Here is a 26,056-nt window from a genome sequence, read left to right as displayed (position 1 = left end):
AGGGCATCGTCATGCAAAACCCGACCCGATGACGCCAACATTTGAACAAACAATCTGGCCACGTTTCACGCAGGAGGCTTGATGCGAGTACTGAAAGAACCTTTGCTCCATTTTTTTTTGATTGGGGCGGCAATTTTTGTTTGGTTCCATATTGCAGCACCGGAAAGCGAGAGCGTTGAAGATCTTGAGAAAATAACACTCGACGAGGATGACGTTGCGCTTTTGTCTGCTCGTTTCGAAGCGCAGTGGAAACGCCCTCCAAGCGATGCGGAACTGAAGGCTTTGGTCGACGCATCCATTCGTGAAGAGGTTCTGGTCAGGGAGGCAAGACAACTTGGTCTGGATCGCGGAGATCCCTTGATAAGGACCCGGCTGAGCCAAAAAATGGATTATCTGACCGAAGCCATTGCCACTTCCATCGTTCCGAATGACGAAGATCTGGAGGTTTTTCTTCAGGAAAACGCGGAACGCTATGCAACGCCTGTCATGGTGGCCTTTAATCAGGTCTTTCTTGGAGAGGAGCCCGGAGAGGCCGAAATCGAGAAAGCCCTGGCCAGCCTGCGCGCCAAGCAGGACATTCCCGATCTGGGCGGTTCGACCTTGCTGCCGGCGTCAATGCCGTTGTCCGCGACGCGGGTTGTCGAGTCGGTCTTTGGAGGAGGGTTTTCAAAAAGCATCACAGAGGTCGAAACAGGTCAGTGGACGGGTCCGATCCGGTCAGGTTACGGTATCCACCTTGTCGAGGTCGTTGCTGTCGAGCCCAGCCGAACACCGCCACTTGCTGAAATTCACAATACGGTACTGCGGGACTGGCGCCGCGCGATGAGTGAAGATCTGGCGCAAGCGCAATATCAGTCTTTGGCCGAAAAATACGAGATTGTGGCCCCCGATCTTTCTGGCCCGGCCAAATGAGAACCTTGATCTGCTTCCTGTTTGCGCTGCTGTTTGTGTGGCCTGCAAATTTCGCTGCTGCGCACGCGCTTGATCCTGGATATCTGGAAATTCGTCAGATTGCCTCTGACACTTGGAGCGTTCATTGGCGAAAGCCCGACGTGAATGGCCAACCGATGGCGATTGACGCAATTTTGCCAGATGGCTGCACTCCGGCGCGTGGCCCGGATCCCATTTCCGACGGTCGAGGGTGGGTTTCGTCCTGGGTCGTCGAATGCCAGGCGGGTATCGCGGGCCAACCCATTGCCATTGAGGGCCTTGAGACTCAGAGAAACGACGTGCTGGCGCGTGTGCATCCCCAGGATGCGCAACCTACTACGCTTCGTTTTACACCGGATATCAATGTTCAAATCATACCTTCTGAACAGTCGACATGGTCAGTGTTTGCCGCATATTCCCAGTTGGGATTTGAACACATACTGGAAGGTTGGGATCACCTTCTGTTTGTCTTTGCGCTGTTTGTTCTGGTCCGCGATCCATGGAAACTTGTCGGAGCCGTAACAGCGTTCACACTTGCGCATTCAATAACCTTGGCGCTGGCAACGATGGGCGTTTTGAATGTTCCCGGACCACCGGTCGAGGCCGTTATCGCACTGTCCATCGTTTTTCTAGCGGTGGAGATCGTCAAAGGTGGCGAAGGACGGTTCCGGCTTTCAAAACAGAAACCCTGGATCGTTTGCTTCGGGTTCGGGCTTTTGCACGGCCTTGGTTTTGCAGGGGCATTGGCTGATATCGGGTTGCCCCCTGACGATATTCCCGCGGCATTGCTGGCCTTCAACCTCGGTGTCGAAGCCGGGCAGCTGAGTTTTATTGCTGCCTTGGCTCTTCTGATGGCAACCTGGCGGCTGATCGCGCGTCCGGTTGGCAAACATGCCACGGTCTTGACCGCGTATGGGATCGGCTCAGTGTCAATGTACTGGCTGATAGATCGCATAAGCGGTTTTTGAACAGCGGCGAAGTTGCGAGTTGAGCAAGATTTTGTGAATCATGACGGCGCATGTGCCTGAAATGGAATGCGGCCCGAGCCTGACCTGCTGAGCTTTTGCGCGGTTTCGGATTTGCTTCGATGAAAGGCCATGGTCATAAACAGCACAAAGCCAAGTGTTTTCAATCGACAGTGGCCGATGGCAATTCGCCGAAACACTTTTTGTAATCTTGTGAGAACTGCCCGATATGCCAAAAGCCATATCGGTTTGCGGCGTCAGAAATTGACAGATCTTTGCCTTGTTCTGCAAGCAGGCTGCGAACCCTGTTAAGGCGGAGCCTTGTGTAATAGGCCTTTGGGCCGATACCGAATTTTTCGTTGAACGCGCGTTCCAATGTGCGCAATGACACACTGATATCCCCGCAGATCTCGCTGATGGGGACGTTTTCGTCCGGGGTCGCCGTCATCCGATCAATGGCCGCAGCAAGTGCCAGAGCTTTTCGGTTTATCCGCGGCTCCCTGCGATCCGCCCCGCCCCCCAAAGCGATCCGCAGTATCGCTTCGATCAAATGGGCTTCGCCCTGTTCTGACGAATTTGGGTTCGCCAACAAAGTCTGAATGTCGTTCAAAAGCGCAGCCGAGCGATCAGGTGGCGTTGCAGGTAACAAAAATGCCCCGAATTCCGTATCAGAGACTGCGATCCCCAGCTTCTCGCCTATTTTCATCGCATTCTCAGTTTCAACGGTCATCGTATATCCGCCGAACCCGCTGTCGCTGATACAGTCGAACTCATCGCCGCTGCCGAAGGACAGAAACGGTGGCGTTTCGATGCTGGTACCGTTCCAGTCCGTCAGTCTTGAATGGGTAGGGATGCCAAAGGTGATGTGGCCCTTCGGAGACGCGCCGATCTGGTGCACACGCCGCGAGAAACCAAACTTCATAACGGAAATAAGCGGGCCGGATCTGACCTTGAAATCCGCCTGCATTTCGCCGTCTTCGATCTGGCGGAAATCCATATCCCATTTGGATATTGCGGCGATTTGGTTCGGATCACGGAAAGTGGCCGCAAAAAACCGGGGCGCTTCGGGCGGGGCCAAGTCTAGTTTTGTCGATTTTTTGATGCGGTGCAAAATATCTCCCCTGTAGTTTGCATGAAAAGCTTAGTCGAAACATAGGAATATGTTCAAATGAAATTGCCCGATCCGCTTGCCGCGCCCAAACGTGGTCGCCCTCCGCTTCCGAAAGCAGAAGTGCGGTCGGAACGGATCGTGACCCTTCTTACACCCTCACAGCGTCACAGGCTTACGCGTCTTGCGGATTTAACCGGACAGACGCTTTCCAGTGTCACCCACGATCTTATCGCACAGGGTCTGGAGCGAGAAGAAAACCCAAGGAAAAAGGAAACCTAAAGAAATGGATCTCAAGTTGTTTTTGCTGGGTTCTCTGGCGATCAGCGCACCTGCCTACGCGCAGGATGCACCCATTGCGCATGATTCCGAGTTTTATATCCTACAGGCCCAGAACAAGGATGCCTGGGAACAGGACGATACAGCCGTTGATCAGGCTCTCGCGGCATTTCGAGACGAGAACGGTGGCAACCCCCCGAACATCATCAGTATTCTGGTCGATGACATCGGTTTTGGGGATATGGGTATCCCAGAATTGAACGCGGTACGCGGCATCAGCACCCCAAACATCAACGATTTTTCTGACGAAGCGATGCGCATGGTGCGCATGTATACAGAGCCATCCTGCACCCCGACACGTGTGGCCCAGACGACCGGTCGTCTGCCGGTTCGGATCGGAATGGGTGATACGACCGTCGACATCGCCGGTTTCGGTTTGCCCGAAGAGGAAGTAACGCTTGCCGAGGTATTGAAGGCCGAAGGATATGCAACCTCGCATGTCGGGAAGTGGCACATGGGTGACATTGCCGAGAGCTGGGCAATGAACCAGGGGTTCGACTATGCGCAGCACGCCGTTCATCAACAGGGCCAGTTGACGATTTTCAATGACGATGCAATCCGCGAGCAGGTTTCGGTTGGTATCGCAGATTTTGTCGACGATTACACGATCGACGACTGGTTCCGCCCCGATGCATCGGCCATGGCCACGGTGATCGAAGGAAATGCCGGCGGACCTGTTCGTGAGATCCGAATGGAGCCGGGTGAGCGTTGGAACGCAGCCAAGTATGACGAGATGAACCAAGCTTTTCAGGACAAAACCCTGAGTGAACTGGAACGCTTGGCCGGCGGTACTGAGCCTTTCTTCCTACAGTATTGGCCGATGATCCCGCTGGACAACACGCGGGCCGGGCGTGACGGACCGGAAAGCGTCAATGGAGGTCTGTACGCCGACAAACTGCAAGAGTTGGATACGTATTTGGGCGAAATCTTCACGCGCATGGACGAGCTTGGCGTGACAGATAATACGATTGTCGTGTTGATGGGCGACAACGGCCATTTCACCAAGTATTCACCGGCATCCGGTTTTACGCCAATGGTCTTTCGCGGAGGCAAAGGCGATACGACCGAAGGCGGGGTTCGCGTGGACGCTTTCATAAGGTGGCCGGGTCTGATTGAACCAGACAGCATGATCAACAACATTATTCATGTGTCTGATCTTTATACGACGCTGGCTAGATTGGGCGGCGCGGTTCAGCATATTCCCCGAGACCGGTTGATTGATGGCGTGGATCAATCTGCCTCGATCCTGTTTCAAGATGAAAGCAAAGGTCGGCGTGATCACGTGATCATCTATTCGGTGAGTACCCCAAAGGCGGTCGTCAAGGACAAGCTGAAGCTCAACCTGCCCGGGCCGGGTCAAAACGCGATCATTGCAGATTTCTTTGATGTGATGCGCGACACCCACGAAAAATACCCGGTTTCGACCGAAGTTGGTGCTTGGGGCGGGCAGGAGTTCGTCCGCATTCTGGGACGTCACATGGCGAGAAAAGAGCTGTTCCCCGATACTGGCCCGGCCACAGGAATGCCGTATGAAGGAATTGAAAACCTGCGGCCGGAAACGCAACAGGCAGTTGAGGCTTTCATGGTCAAACGATCTTCGGCGCAACAATGAAACAAGGCCGCGCGCGTCAACAGAAATGCGCGGCCGCGAAATCGACACGCAAATAGGGCAAGCGTTGGCGTACTTCTTAGCCGCATCCGAAACAAATATTGCGCCCCGCTGGTATCAGCAGCTCTGCGCGATGGAGTAAACATATGCTTATTGTCTTAGGTCTCTATTTCGGAGTGATCTGGGTGGTGTTTTCCAAGCTGGGGCTGCTTCCATGGAACCGGTTCTGGAAATCTGTCGTCTATGGGGGTGCCGCAATCATTGCTCTGGTTGTAATCGGTGCCCTCAACCACACCACACCGACAGGGCCTGTTTCGGTGCAGGGTGTTGCCACCAACATTGCCCCCAATGTGTCAGGTACTGTTGTTGACGTTTCGGTTCGCCCCAACGAGCGGGTTGCGAAAGGGGATCCGCTGTTCCGGATTGACGATACACCTTTTCGGATCGAAGTCGCCCGGCTGACAGCCAGTCTTGAAACTGCGCGTTCTGCGGCAGATCAGTTACAGTCCGACCTGGCAGCGGCGGAAGCCGACATTGAATCCCTCACCGCGCAATTGACCTTTGGCGTCCAGCGCCGTGACGACATTGTCGATCTTGAGAAGCGGGGGGCATCGACGACCTTCCAGTTGCAGGAAGCCGTGTCTGCCATCGATCAATTGTCCGCAAGCCTGCGCGCGGCCGAGGCGCGCAAAGCCGGTCTGGAGCGGCGGATTGCCGCCAAGATCGACGGCATTGATGCCGGCGTGGTCGAGGCTGAGCAGGCTTTGGCGCAGGCGCTTTGGAATTTGGAGCAAACAGTCGTGCGCGCGCCGGAAGACGGCTTTGTCACCGCCGTTTCTCTGCGTCCCGGAAATCGTGTATCTATCGCACAGGGGGCGATCTCTTTTGTTGTCCCCGATGACCGCCATCTGATCGCAAGTTTGCCCCAATCAAGTCGCATGAACGTTTCCGTAGGCGACCAGATCCGCCTTGCGCTGCGAATCCAGCCGGGCGGCGAAATACCTGGGACCGTCATATCGTTGCCCGTAGGAACGGCAGAGGGCGTTGTTGACTCGCGCACGGGCCTTCCTTCACTGCGCGATCTGGCTGGCGTGTCCAGCTATCCGGTGCTGATCGAAGTTCCGGACCAGATCAATATCGAAGATTTTCCATTCGGGACTTCTGGCACGGCACTGGTAATTACGGACAAGGCGGGCGCAATCAGTGTGTTGGCGGAAATCCTGTTCTGGATCACCAAAAAGCTGAATTACATCTGAAACATTGGAGGGACGAGATGAAAACAGAACTGGCAATGAAAGGCGCGGGTTTGGCCTTGGTTGCGGCGTTTGGCACAACCGCTTCCGCGCAGCAAAGCGATTGGTCCCATGAAGCGACGATTTACCTTTTCATGCCTGAAACGGAAACGTCTATCGAAACCCCGTCAGGAACATTGGACGGCACGTTGAGTTTCTCTGACGCTCTGAGCAACCTGGATTTCGCCTTTATGGGCGCGTTTGCGGCATCCAATGGGCGTTGGAGCCTGCTTGCTGACTACAATTATACAAATCTATCCTTCAGCAACAGTGGTGCCGGTCCGTCTGGATCCACTCTCGACACATCATTCACCACCCAGTTCCTAAGTGGGTACGTGGCCTATCGGGTCTATGAAGATCCTTCCGTTCAACTGGACATTGCCGGTGGTTTCAGATGGTTCAGTACCGAAACCAATTTCACACTAACGTCCGCTTCGGCACCTGGGCGCACGACCGTTGTTGACGACGATTGGGTAGACCCGGTCATTGGCGCAAGAATACGTTACGTTTTTTCCGACAAATGGACGGGAACCGGGTTCGTTGATTATGGCGGCTTCCGCAGTGACAGCGAAACGTGGCAGGTTCTTTTGACGGCGGATTATGCCATCAATGACAGATGGGTGATCCGCGGCGGATATCGCTATATCGCCTTCGACCATGAGATCGGCGGCAATGATTTCGAGTTCCATCAGTCCGGGCCGGTGATCGGGGCGACCTACCGGTTCTGATTGATTGAAAACGAATACTGTTTTGGGATTCGACTTGGTACGAGACGTCAGTCGGGGGGGCGTGCATGTTAGGTGTGTGCAAACCTCTTTTTAGGCGTTGTTTGCCGCGTTTCGCGAGCAGGGGTTCCAGCAACCATCCTGCTTTTCGGCGTGATGAAGGGCTGCAAACCCGGTGGCGCGGGTAAACGCGGAACGGGTCTCAACCGATCTGCGGTCGGATTGGCCGCCTGTTCCGGTATCCAGGCGGCCCTGCCTGTCAGAACCAGCGACCAATTGCTGTGACGGATGGCGCCAAGGCTGCCGCATCCGAGATCGCCGAGAAGACAATGAATGTCGATTGGGACGACGAAGGTGTATCAAACCCGGTAAATCGGGTTGCAACGCCTCCGGTGCCGTTCAGGTTCGGGGGCGTCGAAAAGTCAGCCGGAAAATCCCAGGTTATTGGGCCGCTTTTGAAAAGAGCACCCTCAGCAGTCGTACACGCCACGGGCGCAAGCGTGGCCGTACAGATCTGAGTGCCGTCGGCAAACCGCACATAATCTCCGTTGGCGTTGCTGCCGCGCTCAATGACAGCGCCGGTCGGAACACCTGCGTTTTCCGCCACTGTTCCAAGAAGGTTTCCAGGGCCGTATCCGTAGTCGGCGCGCATCAGTCGGCCCGAAGTCGTATCGCTGGCATCGGCCTGAACAGCTGCCCCCGACACGGTTCCGGCTACGGGATCAAAGGTCATCGCTTCAGTCCATTTGCCTCCATCAGGAGACACTTTGATGGAAAATTCGGTTGAGCCAGACAGTCCCATTTCCGCGTGACCCGTCCAGTTCGATTGGAACAACAGCGACGCGGTATCACCTGCGCTGGCTTTGTTGATCTTCAGCTGATGCCCGCCGCCTTCGTGGCTCAGCAAGGTCGCCGGGCTGCGAACGGACAAACGGTTCGTACTGTCTGAATTGGTCGCAACCCCGACTCCGTCCAGGTTCTGAGTGCTGACAGGCAGGGGGGCCCAGGCTGTTCCTGTCCAGAATTTCAGATCTCCGGCCGCTTCATCCCAGGCGCGCCAGCCAATGTCGGGGGTAACGAAATGCCAGGCGTTGTCCAGCCAGGCGGCAAGTTCACCGGCATGTCCTGCCCAGTCCCCGGTCGGGTTGGCTCCAAGAGCATGAACTTCGCCTTGCGCGGGAACAACAGGAGGTGTCCCAGAATCTGTTGACCGTACCGAGAGTTGCACGACCAGATCGAGCTGTCTCAGGGCTTCGTTGTGGGTAACGTGTTTTTGCGCTTGTGCCGGTTGCAGCAAGGGCAGGTTCAATCGGGGGGATGTTTGTGACACGGGGGGTCCTCCTGTGGCGTCGGTCCGAAGCTTCGGTTGCGCGCTACCCTGCCGCAAAGCGCGTCAATCCTGTCTGACCGGGCCGACCGCCCAGGGAAGATTTTGGTAAGATTCTGATGTCTGCGGGAAACCCGCCGATGGGCGTTCCCGTGCAGAGCAATGCCCGAGAGTCAATCTCGGGCGTAGATGTCGTCGTATCGGATGATGTCGTCTTCACCCAGATAGGTGCCAGTCTGAACTTCGATCAAAACCATGGGAACTTTCCCGGGGTTTACCATTCGGTGTGTCGCTCCCAGTGGGATATAGACGGATTGGTTTTCGGTTACCAAACGCTCCTGATCATCGATGGTGACCTTGGCCGTGCCTTCAACCACGATCCAATGCTCGGAACGATGATTGTGAGATTGCAGGCTGAGCGACGCGCCAGGATGAACATGGATGCGTTTGACCTGAAACCTATCTCCGATCACAAGGCTTTCGAACCAGCCCCACGGACGATGATCCACCGGCAGGGATTCTGCCTGCTTCGCCCCCTTGGCCTTCAGCGCTGCAACGGCCTGTTTCACGTCCTGGGCCTTGTCCATGCTCGCGACCAAAACCGCATCGGGCATCGCAACGGCGATTACGTTTTCAAGACCCATTGCCACGACTTCCTGCGCCGGCGACTCGGACCGTATCAGTGCATTGCGGCAGTCGATTGCCGTTACTTCTCCGTTGGTCGCCACACCGTCTTCATCGGGGTTCGACAGCTCTTGAACCGCGGTCCAGCTTCCGACATCGGACCAGCCAGCGGAATAAGGCACCACGCTCAGGTTCAGGGCCTTTTCCATCACTGCGTAGTCTATTGAAATGTCTTCCACACCCGCCCATGCCGCTGGGTCCAGTCGAAGAAATCCCAAATCCGTTTTTGCCTCGGAAACGGCCTTTTGAACCGGCGGGATCAGTTCGCTCTCGTGCTGTTCAAAGGCTGCCAGGATATCGCGAACTGCAAACAGGAAGATCCCCGAGTTCCAAAGATAGCTGCCATCCGACAGCATCGCCTCGGCCGTTTTGCGGTCAGGTTTTTCCACAAAAAGATCCAATGGGACAGCCTCATGGGTCGTATCCGGCGGATGGCGGAGTTTGAGATAGCCGTATCCGGTTTCCGGGTGCGTCGGAGTGATGCCGAAAGTTACCAGATCGCGCCGTTCACTTATTGCCCGTACGCCTTCGGCAACGGCTTGATGAAAGGCGTCCATGTCCGGAACCACGTGATCAGACGGCGCCACCAGCATGATGCCATCGGAATCTCGCGCCGCCAGATACAAGGCTGCGGCAAGAACAGCGGGGGCGGTGTTTCGACCTTCGGGCTCGATCAGAATTGGCCCGGGGTCAATTCCGACGGCCATCAATTGTTCCGGGACAATAAAGCGAAAAGCCTCGTTGGTCAGAACAAGTGGCTTTGCTTACGGTGCCTGAGAAGGACCGAGCATCCGTTCCGCGCAATTCTGCAACAGGCTTGTTTCGCCGACCAGAGGAACGAATTGCTTGGGATAGCTTTTGCGTGACAGGGGCCACAAACGTGTTCCCGAGCCTCCGCAAAGAATGACGGGTTAGACTGTACTGGTCACGCACGTGCCTTGTTTTTAGTCAAGTAAAACAATCTGTGACTACTGAGCAGCTTTCCCCGTGGCGACAATGTCATTCAGATATTGGCTCAGATCATCGCGCAGGTCTTCGCGGGCAAGAGCAAAAGCAACGGTGGCTTGCAAAAAGCCTGATTTTGAACCGCAATCAAAACGCTGACCATCGAATTTATAACCGTAGGCCGGCACTCCGGCGGCAATGTCCTGGGCGATGGCGTCGGTCAGCTGGATTTCGCCGCCGCTTCCGGTTTTTTTTGCGTTGAGGTTGTTCAAAACGGACGGCCGAAGCACATACCGGCCGATGACCGCCAGATTGGATGGTGCCTCTGATGGGTCAGGCTTTTCAACCATGCCTCTGGTGGGGACGACAGACCCGATATTGTCGCCAACATCGAGCACGCCGTAAGAGCTTGTCTTTTCCCTCGGAACTTCCATCGCTGCGACCATATTGCCACCGGTTTCTTCGTAGGCCTCGATCATCTGTTGCAGACAGGGTTTGTCGGCGGCGATGACATCGTCAGGCAGCATGACGGCAAATGGTTCGTCGCCGATCAGCCGCCGGCCGCACCAGACCGCGTGTCCCAGCCCCAGAGCTTTGTGCTGGCGGATATAAGCGATCGCGCCGCTTTCCATATTCGTTTTGTTCAGCACGTCCAGAAGCTTGTTTTTGCCTTTGGCTCTCAACTCCTGCTCCAGCACCAGGTTGTGATCGAAATAATCTTCCAGCGCGGATTTCCCGCGCGACGTTACAAAAATGAACTCCTTGATCCCGGCTGCACGGGCCTCGTCAATTGCATATTGCACCAGCGGACGATCCACCAGCGTCATGATTTCTTTCGGAACGGATTTGGTTGCTGGCAAAAAACGCGTTCCCATGCCCGCTACTGGAAAAACCGCTTTGGTAACTTTGCGTGTCATGGTGCCTCTCAATTATCAAGTTTTGCCAGCAGTACAGGAAATGTCCGGAATGTCCTCATAGGCTGCAATACCCTGTCAATCAATGATGCCTGATGGATCAGGCTGCTATCAGTCAAATCGTGCCACCTTGCCAAGGAGGAGTCAAAAGCCCGGTCTGATGCGGTATCAATATAACCTTTATGTACGACGCGCTTGGATCATTGGCTGACTGCACAGTGTAAAGCGGGACACATCACCACCGGTCCATCAAGAAAAAATTCGTAGGCTTGTTCTTCGCGACGTGTCTTGCAGATCATGGCGTTCCACGAACCGACCCGACCGGGTTGCCGCGCCGCGTATCATGTTATTTTTGCGTGGTTTTCCCATGCGGAAAACCGCAACCCGCCCAAAGTCGCCCACAACCCTCTTTTCGGAAGCAAACGGCTTGAAGGACAAGCCGCGTCAAAGGGTGCAGACGGACAGAGTATCTTCCTTGGCAAAAGGGCGGCTGACCGCCTTGTTCAACGCATCCGAGTTTTTGATTTGCCCTTTCAAATTCTGTTCTCGAATGGGCAACAATTGTCACGCGGTTCCATAGATAGGTTCTGGGAACGCCTGATTGTTGCACATCGGATCGATGAGCAGGCCGGATGTCAGAGTCGGCTGGACACCTTGGTTTGCCTCACGGGGCCAGGCTTGTTTTCATCAGCGCATCCGGAAAGCAGGTCTGTTCGATGCCCACGGTCTCTTGCCATCGACCTATCGAACGACGCGTTTTGAACCCCGGCAGCCCATCGATCCCTCCGACATCATGCCCTTTTTGTTCCAACGCCTGCTGCATCTTGGCAATATCGGATCTGTACAGCCCGCCGACCTTTCCCCAAGCGTCATTGAAATCGCCGATTCCGTATTGAATACGGTCGCCAACATGGCCGACAAACAAGGCATACAGGTCGCTTTTGTTGTACTCCTTCAGAACGTAGAAGTTTGGCGTAACCAGAAAAGCTGGACCATATCGTCCTGCCGGCATCATCAGATACCCGTCACCACGCAGCTCATGGGCCGGAAAGGGTTTGCCCGAGAAGCGACGTACCCCCATCTCAACCCAGTCCTGAATAGGTCGCCCCTGATCAGGGCCTTCCAAAGCGCAAGAGACATTTTGGGGTACGAAAACCTCGAATCCCCAGTCCCGTGCAGGAACCCAGCCGTGCTTCATGAGGTAGTTTCCGATTGAAGCAATCGTATCTTCGGGTGACCCCCAAATATCAGCCGCCCCGTCGCCGTTGCCGTCGACAGCATAAGACAAGTAGTTGGACGGCATGAACTGAGGCTGACCCAAAGCGCCAGCCCAACTGCTTTTCATTTGCCGGGCGGGCTGGTGCCCTGCCTCTGCGATTTGCAGGGCGGCAACAAGTTCGGTTGTGAAATAGTCTGCACGGGTGCTCATGAAGGCCTTGGTCGACAGTACCCTGAAAGCATCATGCCGGATCGGAACCTGTCCGTATCCGCTCTCTCTTCCCCAGATCGCCAGAATAATGCGGGCAGGAACGCCGGTTTCGGCTTCGACCGCCGCCAGAGTTGCGCCATGGCGCCGTGCCATTTTACGTCCTGCTGACGTTGCGCCTTGTACCGACCCCGGATTGAAATAGCGACCGGGTGAGCCAAACTCGGCCTGTTTCTGGACCTTCGGAGTTTTGCGCGCGCTTCCCGGTGGCACCAGATCCGGCAATTTCCAGTCAAGGGTCACGTCAGAGAGGGCTTGTTGCATCGTCTCGCGTGTCACACCTTTGGCCTTTGCCCGGGGCCAAACGGTTTCCTGCAACCACGACTGAAACTGGCGTTCGATCGCCGCACGATCCTGCGCCAACGAGGGCTGAAAGAGCAGGATCAACCCGAAAGAGAATACCAGAATACGCATCTTCATTTTGTCTGTCCCGGTTGGGTTTGCAAGTCAACGGGAAGATACCGCGCATCCTTGGTTCTATATACCCGAAGTTGAATCGGGTTAGACTTGGGCAATTTGTGGTTTGAAAAACTCTTGAGAAAATTCACGCACTTGTGGATAGTCGAATAAAATTTGTTTGAGGAAAGGGCAGTCAGTTGTGGCACAAGTAAAAACGCCCAATCCAATCCCTTTGCTTGCGATGGCGGTGATCCTGATTGTGTCGATGCCGCACATGGTTTCCGCCAGCGACAGTTTCATGGATCCGCAAGGACCCATTGCCGCCATCCAGAAAACGCATCTGCTGCGGGCGACCGCTTTGATCATGGTGGCTGTTATCCCTGTCCTGATACTGGTGCCGTTGATCGCGTTTCGATATCGCCGCCGAAGGAACAGTCACGCAGCCTATCGACCGGATTGGGATTTTTCCGCGAAACTGGAATTCCTCATGTGGGGTGTGCCCGTTGTGATTGTGGCGCTCCTGTCGTTCTACCTTTGGAAGGCCACCCATCGGCTTGATCCGTATGCGTCGACATTTGGTGAAGACCCGGCCTTGCGAGTGCAGGTTGTCGGGCTGGATTGGAAGTGGCTGTTCATCTATCCCGATCTTGGTATCGCCAGTGTGGGCGAGTTCGGCATTCCCACCAAAAGGCAAGTGGCCATGACGCTGACCACCGATACCGTCATGCAATCCTTCATGATCCCTGCGCTGGCAGGCCAGATTTACGCGATGCCGGGAATGACCACGCAACTGCATCTGGTCGCGGACGTCCCCGAGGTCATGCAAGGCGAGAACACGCAGTACAACGGGCGGGGTTTTACCAAACAGAAATTTCGTACCGTTGCCATGCACAGTGATGAGTTTGAAAGCTGGGCCCGGGAAGTCCGCGAAAATGGTATCCGACTGGACCCGGAAACGTATCAGATGCTCGCGATGCGGACAGACAGGGATGAGGTGCAGGCGGCGCTGGGCACCGACAAGATGCCAAAGGACGCGCTGTACTTCACGATGGAACAAGATTTGTTTCAAATGATCCTGCACCGCTATCACAGCGGCAAAGCACTGCCGGTGGATCAACAGCCGGGAACGGCATCCTTCGGGCAGGAGGTGCAGCAATGACGCCGTCCTATTCAGGATTCCTCGGCCGCCTCAACTGGGATGCGCTTCCGATCACAGGGTTGATCCAGAACCCGAACGCGAATGAGATCGTTGCCAACGCCGCGGCCGCAATCGTCTTGGTTGGCGTTGTCGTCGTGGTCAGCCTGCTCAGCTGGTTTCGGTTGTGGACGCCCCTCTGGCGCGATTGGCTGACCAGTGTTGATCACAAGAAGATAGGGATCATGTATGTCGTCTTTGCCATCGTCATGCTGGCGCGCGGCGTGTTGGAAGGCGTTGTCATGCGCGCGCAGCAGGCTGCCGGCCCGGGCGACGGATTCCTGGAAGCCGAACATTTCGCCGAGCTGTTCAGTACCCATGGCACGATCATGATTTTCTTTGTCGCGGTGCCCTTTGTCTTTGGCATCGCGAACTATGTCGTCCCGCTGATGATCGGGGCGCGGGATGTGGCGTTCCCACGCTTGAACCAGATCAGTCTGGGCCTGACGGTGTCCTCCGGCATGATGCTTATGGTTTCGCTGGTCGTGGGGCGGTTCTCGACCGGCGGCTGGACGGCGTACCCACCTTATACCGGGGCCGCCTTCAATCCCGGCGTTGGGCCGGACTACTGGATCTGGGCGATCGTTGTTTCGGGCGTCGGCACGACGCTTACCGGTATCAATTTTGCCGTTACGATCTACAAGATGCGCGCGCCGGGCATGACCTTCATGCGGCTGCCGATGTATTGCTGGACCATCATATGCAGTTCGATCCTGATCGTCTTTGCCATGCCGCCGTTGGGCGTCGCGGCGCTTTTGCTGGCTGCGGACCGCTATTTGGACTTCCACTTTTTCACCAATGACCTCGGCGGCAATATGATGAACTACGCCAATCTGTTCTGGCTGTTCGGCCACCCCGAGGTTTACCTGCTGGTTCTGCCCGCTTACGGCATCTACTCCGAAGTTTTTGCGACTTTTTCGGCCAAGAGGCTCTACGGCTACAACTCGCTCGTCATCGCTACGATGTCTATCGCGGTTTTGTCGTTTACCGTCTGGCTGCACCACTTCTTCACCATGGGGCAGAGCGCCCTGATCAACGCTGTTTTTGGTATCGCAACGATGCTGATCGCCATTCCCACCGGTGTAAAAGTCTATGACTGGATGGCGACTTTGTGGCGGGGGCGCATCCGGTTCTCGGTGCCGATGCTGTACGGATTGGCATTTTTGATGTTGTTCGTGATTGGCGGCCTGAGCGGGGTGATCCTGGCCAATCCGACCGTGGATTATCAGGTGCACAATACATTGTTCCTGGTGGCCCACTTCCACAACGTACTGTTGCCGGGTGTGCTGTTTGGGCTGTTGGCCGCCTATAACTACTGGTTTCCAAAGGCTTTCGGCTTTCGCCTGAACGAATTCTGGGGCCGTGTGACCGTCGCCCTCTGGACCTTAGGGTTTTTGCTGACCTTCATGCCGCTTTATTTCGTCGGGCTGATGGGGATGCCGCGCCGTTCTTTCAGCTATGATGACCCATCTTTCCATCCCTTCATGATGGTGGCGATCGTCGGGGCGCTGGTGATTACCTGCGCGTTGCTCTCGGTTCTGATCCAACTTTGGGTCAGCATTCGCGACCGCGAAAAGACCCGCGTTCCCGTTGGAGATCCATGGGATGGGCGGACGTTGGAATGGTCTATACCGTCGCCGCCGCCGCCGTACAACTTTGCGATCATCCCAACCGTTACGGACCGGGATGATTTTGCGGCAGCAAAGGAAAAGGGGGCAGCCTACCCAAAGCCTGACGCCTATGAAGATATCGATTTGCCGCGCAATACAGGCATTGGCTTCGTTCTGTGTGTCATGAGTGGTATCTGGATGTTCGCGCTGGTCTGGTGGATCTGGTGGTTGGCTGCATTGATGACGGTTCTGATGATCCTGGCGGTGATCGTATGGACGTTCGACGACAGTACCGAGCTGACCATACCGGCGGAAGAAGTGCGCAAGGATCACGAAGCCTGGCTCGCACTGGTTCACGGTGAAAAGGCGGTGGATCGCGATTTCGAGACGTCTCCGGAAAATCGCGGCCTCGCCCGCCCCGATCTGGAGGCGGTGACATGAAGCGCGCGCCCACCCACAGCTATCCGGGTATCAACCTGGGGGAACGTCACGCGAGTGCTCACAAGGCGACCGAGGTCGTCACCTTCGGGTTCTGGGTCTTTTTGATGAGCGACCTGGTCTATTTCGGCCTGATGTTTGCGATTTACATCACGATGATCGATGCACAGGCCGGTGGTCCCGGCCCGCACGAGCTGTTTGATCTCAAAAGCGTCTTTGCGCAGACGCTCATCCTGTTGACAAGCAGCCTGACGGTTGGCCTTGCCATGCTGGCGCTGAAATACAATCTGTCGCGCGCTCGCATTGTCTTGTGGTTTGGCGTCACGCTTTTTCTGGGCATCAGCTTCCTGGTGCTGGAGGTGCGTGATTTCATGGCCATGGCGGAACAAGGTGGCATTCCGCAGCGCAGCGGTTTCTTGTCGGCCTTCTTCGGACTTGTTCCGCTGCATGGTCTGCACGTCGCCGCAGGGTGCCTGTGGCTGATCGTTCTGGGTATTCAGCTGCGCGTGAAAGGGATGACGGACGTCATTATCTCGCGTGTGGTGCGGTTGGCACTGTTCTGGCATTTTCTGGACCTGATCTGGATCGGGATCATCACCATCGTTTTTTTCGGAGGTCTGACCTATGGATAAGCGCTCTGAAATGCACCGTCGCGAGCGTCGGCGCTATGTGATCGGATACGGTGGTTCGCTGCTGTTGACTTTTGCGACCTTCGGCGTGGCCCATCTGTTTGGGATCGAAACCCCCGGTGTTTACCTGACAATTGGATTGCTGGGTCTGGCCCAACTTGTTCTGCAACTTGTTTATTTCCTGCACATCGATCGCCGGCGCAGCAGTCGTGAAGACCTGCATCTGGTTCTGTTTTCCACGATGGTTCTGTTGATCATGATTTTTGGAACGGTCTGGGTGCTGGGCAATCTGGCAATACGAATGCACATGCATGTGATGTGATGCTCATGGGTCGTGTGCAGAAAGGGATACGAAAATGAAGCCACTCAAAATCGCAGCCGTGGCTTTGATACTTGCAGCAATTACAGTCGGTCTTGTTCTGTTCTGGAGGCACGAAGAGCGCTACCCGTCCACTCAGGATGCATATCTGGGCGCGAACATCATTTATGTCGCTGCGCAGGTGACAGGGCAGGTGGCCGATGTACATGTGATAGAAAACCAGCCAGTGAAAAACGGCGATCTGCTTTTCACGATCGACGACACTCAATTCAAGGCTTCGGTGGATGCAGCCAAAGCCAATCTGGACAGTGCGATACAACAGGCCAAATCCTATTCCACACAGATTGCGGCCGCAGAGGCTTCGGTGGACAGCGCCCAATCGGCCTACGATACTGCATTGAAGAGTTTTGAACGTGCGAAAGCCCTGTTTGCATCAGGCGATGTCGCACAGGCATCGCTGGATCAGACGGCCTCGGATTTCGCCCAAGCCTCTGCTAGGTTGACGACGAGCCAGTCCAGCCTTTTGGCATTGAAAAGTGGGTTGCAGGCGAAACAGGATGATATCCTGTCTGCGCGGGCACAGCTTGAAATAGCGGAAACCAACCTTGCCTGGACCAAGATCCATGCCGCGGCCGACGGATGGATCGCCAATCTGACCCTTCGCCCCGGATCCTCGGTGTCCGCCAATGCCCCGCAATTTTCGATTGTCGAATCGTCCGATTGGTGGGTGGACGCGAACTTCAAAGAAACCGCATTGACGCGCATTCGTCCGGGGCAGCCAGTCACGATACGTGTCGATATGCTCCCTGGGACGACGCTTACAGGTAAGGTGGCGTCAATCGGGCGAGGGTCCGGGGACACGTTTTCCTTGTTGCCCTCGGAAAACGCGAGCGGGAATTGGGTCAAGGTCACCCGGCGATTTCCGGTTCGGATCGAGCTTGACCCGACCGATGCGCCCTTGCGTGTCGGAGGCAGCAGCAAAGTTGTCATAGATACAACAGGTCCGGTGGACGGCAAATGACCCCTGCGGCGTCCGGCCATGTGAACATGGTGATCGTGATCGCCGTTGTTCTCAGCGCCATTCTGGAAGTCTTGGACAGTACGATTGTCAATGTGGCGTTGCCGCATATCCAGGCCGCATTCGGGGCGACGACCGATCAGGCGACATGGATTCTGACCAGCTATATCGTTTCCGCGGTGGTCATCATGCCGTTGACAGGGTTCGTCGCCCGACGCGTGGGCCGACGACGGTTGATCCTCACGGCGGTGACTGGTTTTGCCGTCATGTCGATGATGTGCGGCATGTCCTGGAGCCTTGAGGTCATCGTTGCCTTTCGGCTGGCTCAGGGCATGTTCGGCGCTTTCCTGATCCCTTTGTCCCAGTCCATTCTGTTCGATGCCTTCCCGCGGGAAAAGCGCGGACAGGCAATGGCCATCTTCGGTCTGGGCGTCGTGGTGGCGCCGGTTCTGGGGCCAACGGTCGGTGCGATCCTGACCGAATATTTTTCCTGGCGGATGGTCTTCTTTGTCAACGTTCCCGTGGCGGCCCTTGCACTACTTCTGCTGGCCGGAGAATTGCCGGAAGACAAAACCGAGGAGGTTCAGATCGATTGGAAAGGCCTTGCTCTGCTGGCTCTTGGAATCGGGTGCCTTCAATTCGTTCTGGATCAAGGCGAGACACTGGACTGGATGTCGTCCCGCGTCATCCAGGTGGCCGTGATCGCAGCAGTTATCGGGGCGTTTGGTTTCATTTTTCACGCGTTGACCTCTCGCAATTCGGTTGTGGACCTGCGTCTGTTCGCAGATCGAAACTTTGCCCTGTGCAATCTGATCATCGCGGGTTTTGCCGTGTCTCTGTTCGGGGGCATCGCGATTTTGCCGACGCTTGTTCAAAGTCTGCTGGATTTCCCAGTCATCGCGTCGGGCCATCTGTTCATTCCGCGTGGCCTGACCGCAGGGCTGTCCATGGTTCTGACCGGCGCAGTTCTGGTAAACCGCTTTGATCCGCGCCTGCTGGCGGGCATCGGTCTGTTGCTGACGGCGGTCGGGAATCTCATGATGGGGGCCATCAACCTCAATGCCGGTTTTTGGGAGCTCGCTTGGCCGGGGGCCATCAGCGGCCTCGGGATGGGTCTTGTGTTCGTGCCGATGTCGATACTGGCTTTCGAGAGCATCAGTAAAGGCCGGCAGGACGAAGCCTCTGGTCTGTTCAACGTGACAAGGCAATTGGGATCGTCGGTTGGCATCTCGCTGGTCGGCACCTGGGTTGTACGCGGGTTGCAGACCAATACGGCGGTGCTCAGCCAGAATGTGACGCCCTACAACCCCGCAGCGCAGGCGTATCTGAGCCCGCTTGGCATTGCGCCAGACAGCGCTGAAGGTGCTGCCATTCTGGGCCAGGAAATCATGAAGCAGGCCGAGATGATTTCCTATTTGACCGTGTTCAACAATCTGGGTCTGCTTGCCTTGGCCACTATTCCATTGCTTTTCTTTTGTCGCGCTCCGAAGCCCGGGTCACATGTTGCCGCTCATGTGCATTAGCGCGTCAAGGTCAGCCCAAGCCACAGGGCAAACCAGCACAGCGCCAGGCTGATCAGGATATTGCCAGCTGCCAGAACCAGAGTCCGCTCGCGCCGAAGTTCAAGAGACTGATAGGCAAAGCTGGAGAAGGTGGTAAACCCGCCGCAGAATCCAAAGACCAGCCGTCTTTGATCCTCTGGGATGTCGACAGGGCCGCCCAGATAGCCGATCCAGATCCCCAGCAGCAGGCTGCCCAGTACATTTACGATCAACGTTGAAAAGGGCAAATCGTGCTGCACTTTCAAAGCCAGCCAATGACGTAGGACCGCCCCCAGGCCTCCGCCCAGTCCGAACATCGCATGAAGATAGAGGTCATTCATGACGGTGACCTCTCGGAATGAAAATGGTTGCCCAGCTTCTCTCCGACCAGCGCAGCGCCAATGCCGAAAGCGATTTCCAACCCAACAGCAAACGGCACGGCCCACAGATCGCTTTCGGCAATACGTTCCAGATCAGCTACAAAAGATGAAAAGGTGGACAACCCACCACAAAATCCGACCGCGCCCAGATGTAGCACATGCGCGTGCACCTTGTGGCGTATTGAATACAGCCACCCCAAGACGAAACAGGCCGCCACGTTGATGCCGAAGGTCGACGTGAGGAAACTGAGGCCGGGGATTTCCAGCGCGAAAACTTCGCGCAACAACGATCCCAGCGCCCCTCCGGCAAAGACGGCGAGAAACATAAGGCTCTTTCGGTCGCGTCGGTGTTGGGAATGCGTCTTGGTCAAGTGAATGCCTGTCGTCTTCTGGTATGCGTGGCATATCCACTGGCGACACCCTGTTCAACTGTTGAGCCACCGTAACGCACTTTCACGTTTTCGTCTTTGGGCGGATAAATTCCCTCGAAAGCTTGCAATTAAAAATCAATCTGTTTCACGTTGAGTGCTGTTGGAACCCGCAACTGCCGGTCGGAAACACGAGGAGACAGGAACATGATTGTACGCAGGATCTACTATTTTCTGAGCTATGTCTGCCTGCCGCTCGTGTTGCTGTTGGGGTTCTTCTGGCCGCCCGTACATTGGCTTTTGGTCATCTTGGTGCCCTACGCGGTCATCGGCCTTTATGATGTTTTGACTACCAAGCACAATGTTCTGAACAACTATCCGGTTCTGGGGCATTTCCGGTACATGCTTGAATTCGTCAGCCCGGAAATTCGACAGTATTTCGTTGAAACCAACGAAAGCGGCCGACCTTACAACCGGATCGTACGCGGGCTGGTCTATTCCCGCGCCAAGGGCCAGATGGATACGCAGGCCTTCGGAACGCAATACGACATAAACGAGGTTGGATATCACCGCGCAAATCATTCGCTTGCGCCCAAACATGTGGACAAAAGCGAAGATCGCGTCATGTTGGGCGGGCCACAATGCACGAAGCCGTACAGCGCCTCGCGTCTCAATGTTTCTGCCATGAGCTTCGGCGCGCTGAGCGCCAACGCCATCCGCGCGCTGAACGGCGGGGCAAAGGACGGAGGCTTTGCCCACAATACCGGTGAAGGCGGGTTGTCTCCTCACCACCTGGCCGAAGGCGGCGACATCATCTGGCAGATTGGGACGGGCTATTTTGGATGTCGAACGCCGGAAGGCGGGTTTGACAAGGACAAGTTTGCCGAAAGGGCCACAAAGGATGTGGTCAAGGCAATCGAAATCAAATTGTCCCAAGGTGCCAAACCTGCGCATGGGGGCGTTCTTCCCGCTGCCAAGGTCGATGCCGAAATTGCCGAAATCCGCGGGGTGCCCGAGCATCAGGATGTGATTTCCCCCCCAACTCACAGTGCCTTTGAAGGGCCTTCGGGGTTGATGCATTTTGTTCAGCATCTGCGCGAAATGTCCGGCGGCAAACCTGTCGGCTTCAAATTGTGTATTGGCAACCCGTCCGAGTTCATGTCGATCTGCAAGGCCATGCTCGAGACAGGAATTTTGCCGGACTTCATCACCATTGACGGATCAGAAGGGGGTACCGGCGCGGCCCCGGTCGAGTTCACCAACCGTCTGGGCATGCCCCTGAACGAGGCGCTGATTTTTGCAAACAATTGCCTGCGTGGCGTTGGGCTGCGCGACAAGATCCGGATCATTTGTGCGGGCAAAGTGGCGACCGGATACGACATGGTCGAGAAATTCGCGCTTGGTGCGGATATGTGCAATGCGGCACGGGCGATGATGTTTGCGGTGGGCTGCATTCAGGCCTTGCATTGCAACACCAACCGTTGTCCGTCCGGGGTCGCCACCCAGGATCCAGTTCGCGGGCGGGCGGTGAACATCCCGCAAAAGCGGCGGCGCGTTCACCGGTATCACGACGCGACACTGGAAAGTTTCCGCGAACTCTTGGGTGCGATGGGAAAGGAAAAAGTGTCCGAGCTGCATCCGCGCGACATTTTGCGGCGCACGGCGGACGAGCATGAGCGCACCTATGGCGAGCTTTACACCTATCTGGAGGATGGTGCGTTGCTGGCAGATGTGGTTCCCGAGGAATTCGCGGCGGATTGGGAACGCGCTTCGGCATCTCGTTTCTGAGACCCGATCCGTTACTAGCAACCGTTCACCCAGAACAGGCGTGGGCGAACTGCGCCCGCGCTCACCGTATTGACATGTGGCTTAACTCAACTGGGGTTCGATCTGGGATTGTTGGCCACATGCGTGTTGATCCTGCGAATGCTCCATTCAACGGAATCCCGCATCGCGCGCCCCAAGGCCAAATCAAACGCTTTGATCAAATCTGATGTCTGGTCGCTTGCGGCAACGACATTTTCCTGAAACGAATTCGAAGCGATGATCTTGTCGTCGTATTCATCGATGACCTTGATGTTCATCCGCACTTCGATACGGATTTTGTCTCCGTTCTCGGGATCCGCGACAACAATGCCCTGAAACTCGCGCAGGTCCGGTGCGATCACGTAATCAGCGCGCAGACCAACCGTCGACCGGCCAACGGCAGCGACTTTGCCAGAGTTTTCAAAGCTTTCGATCAACAGCGTCTGAACGATCAGAGGCGCGCGATCCACCCAACGCGCCCGTGGCAAATACTGAACCTGAAACGGGGTGGGCTGAATGGCGATCTGATCCGTGTTCACCGCGGCGGTTGCCGTTGGCTCTTCAACAACGATCTGTTTCTGTATTCGCGGCAGCGCCGACGAAAACGTGCTTTTGGGTGTCAACAGATACAGATCGTTGGGTTTTGCGGCTTGTTTCAAAGTGCCCAACCCGGCACATCCACCGACCAATGCAAACGTCAGAATTGCAATTGCAGGCTTGATCATTGACGGAACTCCGATGCTTGGGTGCCCAGCAGAAACCGCGCAGGATCACGTTCGACCTTGTCCACCAGACGGTCGAGGCTGATTACCAGGCGTTGGGATTCTTCGACGAAGCGGATAAATTGCGGCAGACCCACGCGCAGGAAGTCTGACACCTGCCGGCGGTTGGTCTGCACGATGCCGTCAATTGTCCCCAACAGCTCTGAGGCAGAGTTCGAAGCGCTCAGGACATCGTCTGAAATCTGATCGATTTTACCGGTGATGTTCGAGACTGTTTCGGTGACCTGGTTGGCCGCTTTCCGGATATCTTCCGCAACGGGCGCCACGTCTTCTTCCATGACGCGGTTGGCTGATTCAAAGGCCGTTTCCGCCGAAGACAGCGCACCTTTGGCCGTGTCCATTGCAGATGTGATCGAACCAAGTGTCGTGTTGGCGTTCAACACGGTCTCGTTCACGATCCCCAGCGTGACGCTGCCTTCATCCGACAAGAGGGTCAACCGTTCGGCCAGTTGGGACCCGCGTTCGATGAAAGGTCGAACGTCTTGCTGCAAGATGCGGTCTGCCGTTTCGATCGTCGTTTTCGCTTCGTCCAGCGCGGCCCTGGCTGACTCGGACGCGGACTTGACCGAATTGAGCGTTTCCGTGCCGGTCTTGAGGGTCGTATCCGCCGTTTCGATCAAAGGGTCCAGACGTTTTGAAAATTCACCAATATCCTTGGCTGCACTGCCAATGTCGCTGGCCACGGATTCAAAGCTTGTCAGTGTTTTGTCCAGCCGGCCGGTCGCAGAGGCAAGGTTGTCCAGAATGCTGCTCACGGCTTGCCGGTTCTTGTCGTCGACGACCTTGTTCAGGCTTTCCAGAAGTGTAACGGCCTCGTCCAGCACTTTTGGTGCGCCTTCAAACAATGACTGGATGGTGCTGCGCTTGCTTTTGATCACGCTGTCCTGCGGCAGCCTTTTGGCAGTCGGTGACCCGCCGGTAAGTTCAACGTAACCGACGCCGGTAACACCCAGCGATTGAAGCTGGGCGATCGTTTCTTCGGTGATCGGAATATCTGCATCCACTTCTATTCGCACGCGAACCTTGGAGGGATCGTCCTCGTCCAGGTTCAGAGAGATCACCTGCCCAACAGGAAGGCCGTTGAAATTCACCCCGCCCGCCGCCGAAAGCCCCGAGACATTATCGAACAATACATCGTAATAAGCGTATTGGCGGGTCACTTCGAATTTCGCCAACCACAGGAAAAAGCCGAATACGCCCAACAGCCCCGCAAGGGTGAACGCGCCGATCAGGATGTAATTTGCTCTGGTTTCCATCGCCTTTACCTGTCCTGACCCTTCTGTTGCGCCGCGCGGGCGCGGGGGCCTGTGAAATATTCCTGCACCCAAGGATGATCCACTTTGGTCATATCCTCAATCGGACCTTCAACCAGCACGCGTTTTTCTGCAAGCACTGCAATTCGGTCACAGATGGCGTAAAGGCTGTCCAGATCATGGGTGACCATGAAAACAGTCAACCCAAGTGCCTGCTGCAACTCGCCGATCAGTTCATCATATGCAGCCGCGCCAATCGGGTCCAATCCGGCGGTCGGTTCATCCAGAAAAACGATTTCGGGATCAAGCGCCAGTGCCCGCGCCAGGGCGGCGCGCTTTCGCATGCCGCCCGACAGTTCCGATGGAAACTTGCCGCAACTCAGCTGGGGCAGACCCACAAGGCTGATCTTCAACGCACCCAGCGATTCCATCAGCTTTTCACTGATGCCCGTATGTTCTCGAAGTGGGGCCATCACGTTTTGCAATACGGTCAGCGATGAAAACAGCGCGCCGTCCTGAAAGGCCACGCCCCAGTGGCGTTCGATCCTGCGGCGATCTTCTTCAGGGCCGTTCAAGACATCCACGCCCAGCACTTCGATACTGCCGGCGGCTGGTTTGTTCAGACCCACAATCGTACGAAGCAAAACGGATTTTCCGGTTCCGGACCCGCCAACGATGCCCAGAACCTCGCCGCGCCAGACATCAAGGTTCAGATCGTCATGAACCACCTGCGTTCCGAATTGGCTTCTGAGACCGCGAACGCGGATTACGGCGTCACGCTGCGATGCGTTCTGTTCCGTTTCGTGTTGAGCGCCATCGTTCATGTCAGATTCCGATTTCGGAAAAGAAAATCGAAAACAATGCGTCGATTGCAATCACCATGAAAATGGATTGCACGACCGATGCGGTTGTGCGCTGCCCCACACTCTGGGCCGACCCTTTGACCTGCAAGGCCTGCCAGCAGGCTATGACCCCAATGACCAATGCAAAGAACGGTGCCTTGATCAAGCCAACTGCAAGTTGCCAGACATCGGTGTTTTCTTTCAGACGAGTGACAAACATGCCCGGGCTTACGCCCAGATCGATCCAGCTCATCAGGGCGCCGCCGAATAGGCCGGCCATATCTGCGACAAAGCCAAGAATGGGCAGCATGATCAGCAACGCCAACACACGCGGAATAACCAGAACCTCGATCGGGTCAAGGCCCAGTGTTCGCATGGCGTCGATCTCTTCCTGTACTTTCATCGAACCAATCGAGGCCGTGAATGCCGAACCCGAGCGGCCGGCGACGATAATGGCGGTCAGCAAAATTCCCAGCTCTCGCAGAATCGAGATCGAAATCAGTTCGACCACAAAGATTTCGGCCCCGAACTGTTTCAATTGTGTCGCACCCTGAAAGGCCAGCACGACACCGATCAGAAAACCCATCAGGGCCACGATGGGAAGGGCTTTGACCCCGGTTTCCTCCATATGAGTGACAAGGGCCGCTTTGCGCAGGCGCCACGGCATGATCAGGGTCCGAAACAAGCGGTGCAGGGTGAGGCCCAGAAATTCGAGGATCGACAGGGTATCCTTCCAGGCTCCGAATGTGCCCTGACCCACATGAGCAACCCAGTCCAGAAATCCACGAGGGTCCTCGAGCTTGCCGGGTTTGTCCGGGATACTGCGGGTCACGGTTTCTATCAGCGCCGCATGCGCGGGTTTCACGCCTTGAATTTCCAGCGTGGCACCGTTTGACGTGAACCTCCGGCCCAGGTCTGCAACCAGCCAGGCTCCGCCCGTGTCCAGTGCTTCGACGCCGGACAGATCAAAAATGACATTGCCCCCGCAAGGTTTGACCGCCGCAAAATCACGCTCCACGGTTTGCAGGGATTGTGTGAGCAACTCACCAGAAATGCGCACTTGTTTACCGCTGGCGTCGCGCTCTGATGTTATCGTTGGCTGCGTCATGGTGCCATGTGAAGTAAAACATTCAATGCCCGCAATGACTTTGT

Annotated in this window: 23 protein-coding genes and 1 pseudogene; 13 read left to right on the top strand and 11 right to left on the bottom strand. The window is 55.9% G+C overall.

Going from position 1 to position 26,056, the window contains the following annotated elements; translation table 11 throughout:
- The first annotated feature begins 81 nt into the window (after nt 1-81).
- Nucleotides 82-912, top strand: a complete 831-nt coding sequence (locus GS620_RS05790) for a peptidyl-prolyl cis-trans isomerase (protein WP_171614587.1) — start codon at nt 82-84, stop codon at nt 910-912.
- On the top strand, nt 909-1,898 hold the full coding sequence (locus tag GS620_RS05785; RefSeq protein ID WP_171614585.1) for a HupE/UreJ family protein: 990 nt from the start codon (nt 909-911) through the stop codon (nt 1,896-1,898). Before GS620_RS05790 ends, GS620_RS05785 begins: the two co-directional genes overlap by 4 nt.
- Nucleotides 1,899-2,058: 160 nt before the next feature.
- On the opposite strand, the gene GS620_RS05780 is transcribed toward GS620_RS05785, so the two are convergent.
- Nucleotides 2,059-3,006: a helix-turn-helix domain-containing protein gene (locus tag GS620_RS05780; protein ID WP_171614583.1), complete on the bottom strand. Its 948-nt coding sequence runs from the start codon at nt 3,004-3,006 to the stop codon at nt 2,059-2,061.
- A 57-nt stretch (nt 3,007-3,063) separates the two neighbouring features.
- On the opposite strand from GS620_RS05780, the gene GS620_RS05775 reads away from it, so the two are divergent.
- From GS620_RS05775 to GS620_RS05760, 4 genes are all read left to right on the top strand, one after another.
- On the top strand, nt 3,064-3,285 hold the full coding sequence (locus GS620_RS05775) for a hypothetical protein (protein WP_171614581.1): 222 nt from the start codon (nt 3,064-3,066) through the stop codon (nt 3,283-3,285).
- A gap of 4 nt (nt 3,286-3,289) precedes the next feature.
- Nucleotides 3,290-4,954 carry a sulfatase-like hydrolase/transferase gene (locus GS620_RS05770; RefSeq protein WP_171614579.1) on the top strand — a complete coding sequence of 555 codons (1,665 nt, stop codon included), beginning with the start codon at nt 3,290-3,292 and terminating at the stop codon, nt 4,952-4,954.
- Between the two features lie 143 nt (nt 4,955-5,097).
- A complete protein-coding gene (locus GS620_RS05765) occupies nt 5,098-6,207 on the top strand; it encodes an HlyD family secretion protein (protein WP_171118017.1) in 1,110 nt (369 codons plus the stop codon).
- A 17-nt stretch (nt 6,208-6,224) separates the two neighbouring features.
- On the top strand, nt 6,225-6,971 hold the full coding sequence (locus GS620_RS05760; protein WP_253283808.1) for an outer membrane protein: 747 nt from the start codon (nt 6,225-6,227) through the stop codon (nt 6,969-6,971).
- Between the two features lie 256 nt (nt 6,972-7,227).
- Here GS620_RS05760 and GS620_RS05755 read toward each other — a convergent pair whose 3' ends face one another.
- The 4 genes and pseudogenes from GS620_RS05755 to GS620_RS05740 all read right to left on the bottom strand — a co-directional run bounded on the left by GS620_RS05755 (nt 7,228) and on the right by GS620_RS05740 (nt 12,738).
- The gene (locus GS620_RS05755) at nt 7,228-8,298 is read right to left on the bottom strand and encodes a DUF2793 domain-containing protein (RefSeq protein ID WP_171614577.1); all 1,071 of its coding nucleotides are present in this window, start codon (nt 8,296-8,298) and stop codon (nt 7,228-7,230) included.
- Nucleotides 8,299-8,468: 170 nt separating this feature from the next.
- A pseudogene (locus GS620_RS05750) lies at nt 8,469-9,884 on the bottom strand (mannose-1-phosphate guanylyltransferase/mannose-6-phosphate isomerase).
- Nucleotides 9,885-9,947: 63 nt separating this feature from the next.
- The gene (gene galU / locus GS620_RS05745) at nt 9,948-10,841 is read right to left on the bottom strand and encodes a UTP--glucose-1-phosphate uridylyltransferase GalU (RefSeq protein WP_171614575.1); all 894 of its coding nucleotides are present in this window, start codon (nt 10,839-10,841) and stop codon (nt 9,948-9,950) included.
- Between the two features lie 661 nt (nt 10,842-11,502).
- Nucleotides 11,503-12,738, bottom strand: a complete 1,236-nt coding sequence (locus tag GS620_RS05740; protein WP_371809785.1) for a lytic murein transglycosylase — start codon at nt 12,736-12,738, stop codon at nt 11,503-11,505.
- A gap of 184 nt (nt 12,739-12,922) precedes the next feature.
- Between GS620_RS05740 and GS620_RS05735 the strand changes: the two genes are divergently transcribed.
- Genes GS620_RS05735 through GS620_RS05710 form a run of 6 tightly spaced genes read left to right on the top strand, consistent with a single transcriptional unit; the run spans nt 12,923 to nt 19,455 of the window.
- On the top strand, nt 12,923-13,882 hold the full coding sequence (locus tag GS620_RS05735) for a cytochrome ubiquinol oxidase subunit II (RefSeq protein WP_371809774.1): 960 nt from the start codon (nt 12,923-12,925) through the stop codon (nt 13,880-13,882).
- On the top strand, nt 13,879-15,969 hold the full coding sequence (locus GS620_RS05730; RefSeq protein WP_171614572.1) for a cbb3-type cytochrome c oxidase subunit I: 2,091 nt from the start codon (nt 13,879-13,881) through the stop codon (nt 15,967-15,969). The genes GS620_RS05735 and GS620_RS05730 overlap by 4 nt, the downstream gene beginning before the upstream one ends.
- Nucleotides 15,966-16,598 (top strand): cytochrome c oxidase subunit 3, encoded by a 633-nt coding sequence (locus GS620_RS05725; protein ID WP_171614570.1) that lies wholly within the window; start codon nt 15,966-15,968, stop codon nt 16,596-16,598. Before GS620_RS05730 ends, GS620_RS05725 begins: the two co-directional genes overlap by 4 nt.
- Nucleotides 16,591-16,917, top strand: a complete 327-nt coding sequence (locus GS620_RS05720) for a cytochrome o ubiquinol/quinol oxidase subunit IV (protein WP_224856200.1) — start codon at nt 16,591-16,593, stop codon at nt 16,915-16,917. The genes GS620_RS05725 and GS620_RS05720 overlap by 8 nt, the downstream gene beginning before the upstream one ends.
- A 34-nt stretch (nt 16,918-16,951) precedes the next feature.
- The gene (locus GS620_RS05715) at nt 16,952-17,935 is read left to right on the top strand and encodes an HlyD family secretion protein (protein WP_171169921.1); all 984 of its coding nucleotides are present in this window, start codon (nt 16,952-16,954) and stop codon (nt 17,933-17,935) included.
- Complete coding sequence (locus GS620_RS05710) at nt 17,932-19,455, top strand: DHA2 family efflux MFS transporter permease subunit (protein WP_171614568.1); 1,524 nt, start codon at nt 17,932-17,934, stop codon at nt 19,453-19,455. Before GS620_RS05715 ends, GS620_RS05710 begins: the two co-directional genes overlap by 4 nt.
- Here GS620_RS05710 and crcB read toward each other — a convergent pair.
- Nucleotides 19,452-19,814: a fluoride efflux transporter CrcB gene (gene crcB, locus GS620_RS05705; protein WP_171614566.1), complete on the bottom strand. Its 363-nt coding sequence runs from the start codon at nt 19,812-19,814 to the stop codon at nt 19,452-19,454. The two genes, GS620_RS05710 and crcB, sit on opposite strands and share 4 nt — an antisense overlap.
- Nucleotides 19,811-20,179 carry a CrcB family protein gene (locus GS620_RS05700; protein ID WP_171614564.1) on the bottom strand — a complete coding sequence of 123 codons (369 nt, stop codon included), beginning with the start codon at nt 20,177-20,179 and terminating at the stop codon, nt 19,811-19,813. Before GS620_RS05700 ends, crcB begins: the two co-directional genes overlap by 4 nt.
- A gap of 249 nt (nt 20,180-20,428) precedes the next feature.
- Here GS620_RS05700 and GS620_RS05695 point away from each other — a divergent pair, with 249 nt between their 5' ends.
- Complete coding sequence (locus GS620_RS05695) at nt 20,429-22,009, top strand: FMN-binding glutamate synthase family protein (RefSeq protein ID WP_171614562.1); 1,581 nt, start codon at nt 20,429-20,431, stop codon at nt 22,007-22,009.
- 86 nt (nt 22,010-22,095) lie between these two features.
- Here GS620_RS05695 and GS620_RS05690 read toward each other — a convergent pair whose 3' ends face one another.
- Genes GS620_RS05690 through GS620_RS05675 form a run of 4 tightly spaced genes read right to left on the bottom strand, consistent with a single transcriptional unit; the run spans nt 22,096 to nt 26,012 of the window.
- Nucleotides 22,096-22,752 (bottom strand): ABC-type transport auxiliary lipoprotein family protein, encoded by a 657-nt coding sequence (locus GS620_RS05690; protein ID WP_152460495.1) that lies wholly within the window; start codon nt 22,750-22,752, stop codon nt 22,096-22,098.
- Nucleotides 22,749-24,065, bottom strand: a complete 1,317-nt coding sequence (locus GS620_RS05685) for an MlaD family protein (RefSeq protein ID WP_152460494.1) — start codon at nt 24,063-24,065, stop codon at nt 22,749-22,751. Before GS620_RS05685 ends, GS620_RS05690 begins: the two co-directional genes overlap by 4 nt.
- Nucleotides 24,066-24,070: 5 nt before the next feature.
- Nucleotides 24,071-24,886: an ABC transporter ATP-binding protein gene (locus GS620_RS05680; protein WP_171614560.1), complete on the bottom strand. Its 816-nt coding sequence runs from the start codon at nt 24,884-24,886 to the stop codon at nt 24,071-24,073.
- 1 nt (nt 24,887) lies between these two features.
- Nucleotides 24,888-26,012, bottom strand: a complete 1,125-nt coding sequence (locus GS620_RS05675) for an MlaE family lipid ABC transporter permease subunit (protein WP_171614558.1) — start codon at nt 26,010-26,012, stop codon at nt 24,888-24,890.
- Between the last annotated feature and the right edge of the window lie 44 nt (nt 26,013-26,056).

Origin of the sequence: Ruegeria sp. HKCCD6428, assembly GCF_013110595.1 — a bacterium.
GTDB lineage: Bacteria > Pseudomonadota > Alphaproteobacteria > Rhodobacterales > Rhodobacteraceae > Ruegeria.
This window is presented reverse-complemented; position numbering and strand designations above follow the sequence as displayed.